The following is a 2,207-nucleotide window of genomic DNA, read 5'->3' as shown; positions in this document are numbered from 1 at the left end:
CCAGTACATCGACCTGCCGCAGCTTCGCGACGATCTCTTCGGGCTTGTGGCGCTTCTTCGGCATGGCGGTCCTCCTGTCTGCCAAAAGACATACTTCAGGGTGGACCAATTCAACGGGGGTGGATCACCTCCAGCCAGGAGGCAACATAGGTTGTCGGGATACCGCAGCAGGAGTTCGTCGCAGCCATCAGCACAGGGGAGAACAAGATGGGCAATCTAGAGCGAGCAATTGAAATTGCCGCGGCGGCCCATGCAAGCCAGACCGACAAAGCCGGTGCGCCGTACATCTCGCACCCGCTTCGGGTCGCGCTCGGCTTTATCCGGGCTGGCGACGAAGAGCGCGCAATCATCGCCGTACTTCACGACGTAATCGAAGACAGTGCCCTGACCGCGGCGGACCTGCGGCGCGAAGGCTTCTCACAGGCGATCGTGGAAGCTGTTGAAGCGCTGACCAGGCCGAATGAGGAGACCTATCGCGACTTCATTTTGCGCGCCGCTTCGAACGAGCTCGCCCGCCCGGTGAAGGTCGCTGATCTTAAGGACAATCTGAGCAGGGCGCGACTGGCTCACCTCCCGGCCGACGAGCGAGAAAAGCTGCTCGCGAAGTATGATGGAGCCTTGAAGATACTAGGCGAGTAATCCCCTTCCCTACTAGGCTCTTGCCATGAAATGCACTCTCGGGCTCAATGACCGACATGCCAGAGAAGCCCGTTGTCGAAATCCCAGTCGTCAGCGTCTCAAAGATCACCGTCAGCGGTGATCCCAAGGAAGGCGCCTTGGTCAAATTCGAAACGGAAGCCGACGCTGACGTTGAATTGATACTGCCGCCGGCGGCGCTTGCTCAGCTTGAAGCTTTGCTCGCTCGCGCCGCGAAGGAGCAGGCCAAGCATCAGCCCCGGCAGTGATCCGCCCCAACACCTTCACGCTACTGACTTTGATCTGCGCGCTCGTCGCAGTCGGCGCGTGGGGGGTGGTTGGTTGGGGCTTGGCGGCGACGAAGATGGCGACCGCAATCGCGGCGCCAGCGGGCTTGCCTACCCAAACGGGTGATGCGACGTTTGGCGTGTGGTGGCAGATGGACAGCGCGGCGCGACGCGCGTGAGGTTGCCTTGGCTATTGCTTCTACACTACCGGAATTCGTATGCGACGAATGCGGTGCCGCCGCAATCGAGATTCCGGAATGGACCGACGACCAGACTGTGCTTAGCTGCCAAGATTGTGGGAAGCCGATCGGAGCGATTGGGCATCTCCTCGAACTGCTTCAAGAGGCATCGGTGGACAATGAGAACCTGCCCTCTGACGATGAGCAGAACGCCGCTGCCCAACTTCCGTCTCGCATTTTGAGCTGAAACTTTCCGCCTGCGGGTCGTTCGGTAGAATGAGACTCACCCCCAGCACCGTGCTACAGATCATTTCTCTGTTGCTTTGAACCGCATCGGGCGATTGAGGAGCCGGAGATGGTACGGCCCGTCTTCGGCTCAAGTTCAAAAGTGGCGTTGAAGCGCCTTGCACCTGTCGACAGCCAATCAAAACAGCAAGCGCAGCTTGGGCATCAACGTATCACGACCCGGCGAGGATGGTGTTTGCTGGACATCTCGTGCCAACTAACGCCTGACCATTGCTGGTCGTAAGCGGAGCCGCACGTCGGAGACGATCCTCGCTGCAATCTCCGTCTCCATATCGAAGCCGCGGCTCACCCTCAGATCGGCCTCATAGATGCCCGACCAGATGATCGCGGCCGTTTCGCTGTCTATGAGGCGGCTAGTGACTCTGAGCTTGCCCTCGCTAGCGCGGATCGTGCCCTCGAGGAGGCGCCGGCGAGATTGGCTGTGGGCCGAAGCGGTAGAAAGTGCGAAAGCTGCTGAAGGCTCGCTCCGAGAGATCATTATCTCCTCATTTGGGGCAAGCTGCGTGACGATTTCGTCTTCAAGTTCTGCCGCGAACATCTGCACTTCGGCCCTTCCTGTCAGGTTGACAAAGGGCTTCACGAGAAGTGACGGACGTGCTTGGCCCATTGGTACTGCCGGTGGCAGCGAGGCAACCAGCGCTATGACGGCGACAAACAAGCCGATCACCAGCGCTCCGGCGGAGCTGACAAGCCAGTGGCTTTTCAGCCTATCTATCATTCGTGGTGCTTGGACGCTCGGCTGGAGAATGGAAGTCGAGATCGGCTCTGGGTCACTTTGATCGCTCACCCGCCATCGAAA

2 protein-coding genes and 1 pseudogene are annotated in these 2,207 nt (G+C 59.4%); 2 read left to right on the top strand and 1 reads right to left on the bottom strand.

The genetic code is table 11. The features are described 5' to 3' along the window. The first annotated feature begins 207 nt into the window (after positions 1 to 207). Together RKE40_RS29470 and RKE40_RS29465 are read left to right on the top strand one after the other, a co-directional pair. Entirely contained in the window at positions 208 to 639 is a 432-nt protein-coding gene (locus RKE40_RS29470; RefSeq protein ID WP_316021709.1) for an HD domain-containing protein, read from the top strand. Positions 640 to 686: 47 nt separating this feature from the next. Then, positions 687 to 905 carry a hypothetical protein gene (locus tag RKE40_RS29465; protein WP_316021708.1) on the top strand — a complete coding sequence of 73 codons (219 nt, stop codon included), beginning with the start codon at positions 687 to 689 and terminating at the stop codon, positions 903 to 905. Positions 906 to 1,604: 699 nt separating this feature from the next. On the opposite strand, the pseudogene RKE40_RS29460 reads toward RKE40_RS29465, so the two are convergent. Then, positions 1,605 to 2,207 (bottom strand): annotated as a pseudogene (locus RKE40_RS29460) (hypothetical protein); the annotation flags it as partial.

The organism is Allobosea rubneri (genome assembly GCF_032464875.1).
GTDB classification, from domain to species: domain Bacteria; phylum Pseudomonadota; class Alphaproteobacteria; order Rhizobiales; family Beijerinckiaceae; genus Allobosea; species Allobosea rubneri.
This window is presented reverse-complemented; position numbering and strand designations above follow the sequence as displayed.